This window comes from Rhizobium sp. SVR5-9E (assembly GCF_056755095.1).
Window position 1 is genome coordinate 1 of record NZ_JBNDHS010000198.1, and the last position, 2,305, is coordinate 2,305.

A 2,305-nucleotide genomic window follows, 5' to 3' on the forward strand; every position below is an offset into this window, starting at 1 on the left:
CTTCCCCGAAACGCGCAATTATGTGCAACGCGTCATGGAGAACTATGAGGTCTACAAAGCGCGGCTGGGACAAACGCCGGACATTGAACGCGACCTGATCGGCGGGCGGCCGTCGTAAGCCCGTTGCATTGCCTGCGACACTCAGTAGATTTCCCGGCGCAACTGCCGGGAGGTCGCAATGCATCCAGATGACAATAGCGGTTTTCAAGAGAGATTCTATCGCTCGTCCGACGGGCTGCGGCTTTACGCGCGAGACTACCGCGGAACCGGCGCTGCGGAGAACTCCCTTCCGGTCATCTGCCTGCCGGGTCTCACGCGCAATTCACGCGACTTCCACGACCTTGCGCTCATCCTGTCGCAGCACCCTTTGCATCCGAGGCGCGTCATTACACTCGATTCTCGAGGCCGCGGTCGATCTGACTGGGACAACAACAAACGGAACTACAATCTTGCGGTCGAAGCAAACGACGTTCTGACCGCCTGCTCCGCATTCGGTATTAACCGCGCCGCCTTCATCGGCACCTCGCGCGGCGGCCTCATTCTTCACCTGAATGCCGAGATGAAGCCGGAGCTCTTGGCAGCCGTTGTCCTCAACGATGTCGGTCCCGTGCTCGAGCCGGAGGGCCTTCGGCACATTCAGAACTATCTTGCAGCTCCGCGAACGCCGCGCGACTGGGACGATGCCGCCGGATGGGTTCGTGAACTGCACGAGCCGGAGTTTCCAACTCTTGCCGCGACGGACTGGCGCGGCATGGCCCATGCGATTTATCACCAAGGAGACGGCGGATTGGCTTCGGATTTCGATCCAGCCATTGCCGAGGCAATGGTGGCTACGGACCTCAGCAAGCCGCTGCCGGATCTCTGGAAGCAATTTGGTGCGATGTCGCATGCACCGCTCTTGGTCATCCGCGGCGAGAACTCGAAATTGCTATCGCGGGCAACGGCCGAAGCGATGGTCCGGCGGCATCCGGCAGCGCGGCTGATCACGGCGAGAAACCAGGGGCATGCCCCGCTGCTGCATCTTGATGACGTTGCACCGGAAATCACCTGCTTCCTCCTTTGATAGGAGGCAAGGTCTCTGACGCGTCAGATATTGACAATTCCACAGACACAAAAAGCCCGGCTCGAAAGCCGGGCTTCCCGATTTGACCGAAGTCAGATCAGATTAGAACGAACGCTGCAGGCGGAAGAAGCCGGTAACGCCGTCTTCATCCTCACCGCCGTTGTCACTGTCGTTGCTGATGTAGTTGACGGTGACCTTCGTCGCCAGGTTCTCGACGATCTCGTAATCGAGCGTGACACCAGCGCGCCACTGGCTGCCGCCGTCAAAATCGTCACCGTCAAGCTCAGTGTTGTCGGTATACTGAACAGCCGGCGTGATAGTGAATTTGTCGGTTGCCTTGACAGCGTACTGAGCAGCAATCGTCCATTCACCGTTGTCGTAGTAGTCCGTCGGGCCGGTAGCATAAATGCCAGCAAGGCCAAGCGTGCCCGGGCCGATGTCTGCATAGACCACGACACGAACGGCGCCATCGTCGCGATCGATGTCATAGCCGCCGAGAACTTCCCAGCTAACGGCTCCGAACTTGCCACCGACAGCAGCGTCGATACCGATGTTGTTACCGCCGTTGAAGTCAAGTTCGCCGGCATCGACTACGCCGTCGCCGTCTGCATCGTTGAATTCGGTATCAACGCTGATTTCTTCAACAGCGATACCAGCGTAGAAGTCGCCGGAGTCGTACTGATAACGGATTGCGTTGAAGTTGGTGTTGTTGTTGATAACTTCCGTTTCACCGGAGAAGTCGTTATCCCACCAGTTGACGAACTTACCAACGCGGAAGCCGGCGATGTCCATGTAGGCTTCATCGATGATCGTATCGTTTTCAATATCCTGGCTGTTGGCCGGGCCGTTCGGGCGGAAGTTCGCCTGATAAACGATAACGCCGGTGAGCGGACCGTATTCGGTGTCGCTCTTGGCCGTGAAGGCAACCTGACCGCGGGTACGAGCAGACCAGTCTTCGCCGCCGCCGTTGTCAGCGAGGTCACCAGCAGACCAGTCAACCTGGAAGCGGATGTAGCCCTGGATCTTCAGGCAGGTTTCCGTGCCCGGGATGTAGAAGTAGCCGGTGCCGTAAGCGTCGCAGACGCGAACGTATTCAACCGGTTCCGGCTCAGCAGCGACGATAGCGTCAGCGGCCTGAGCACCGGAAACTACTGCGAGAGCAGCAGCGGAGCCGAGAAGAAGGCTCTTGATGTTCATTATGACCTCCAATTCAAAGTTTCGATCGGGTCTGGGATTTTTCGC

At 58.2% G+C, this 2,305-nt stretch carries 2 protein-coding genes; one reads left to right on the forward strand and one right to left on the reverse strand.

The window, feature by feature from the left end:
- The first annotated feature begins 178 nt into the window (after positions 1-178).
- The gene (locus ACPYOJ_RS34275; RefSeq protein ID WP_481420207.1) at positions 179-1,063 is read left to right on the forward strand and encodes an alpha/beta fold hydrolase; all 885 of its coding nucleotides are present in this window, start codon (positions 179-181) and stop codon (positions 1,061-1,063) included.
- Positions 1,064-1,165: 102 nt separating this feature from the next.
- Here ACPYOJ_RS34275 and ACPYOJ_RS34280 read toward each other — a convergent pair whose 3' ends face one another.
- On the reverse strand, positions 1,166-2,260 hold the full coding sequence (locus ACPYOJ_RS34280; RefSeq protein WP_481420208.1) for a porin: 1,095 nt from the start codon (positions 2,258-2,260) through the stop codon (positions 1,166-1,168).
- Positions 2,261-2,305: the final 45 nt, after the last annotated feature.

Bases quoted from the DNA above. Each gene is read 5' to 3' on its own strand.
- ACPYOJ_RS34275 (WP_481420207.1), top strand. From the start codon at position 179: ATGCATCCAGATGACAATAGCGGTTTTCAAGAGAGATTCTATCGCTCG.
- ACPYOJ_RS34280 (WP_481420208.1), bottom strand. From the start codon at position 2,260: ATGAACATCAAGAGCCTTCTTCTCGGCTCCGCTGCTGCTCTCGCAGTA.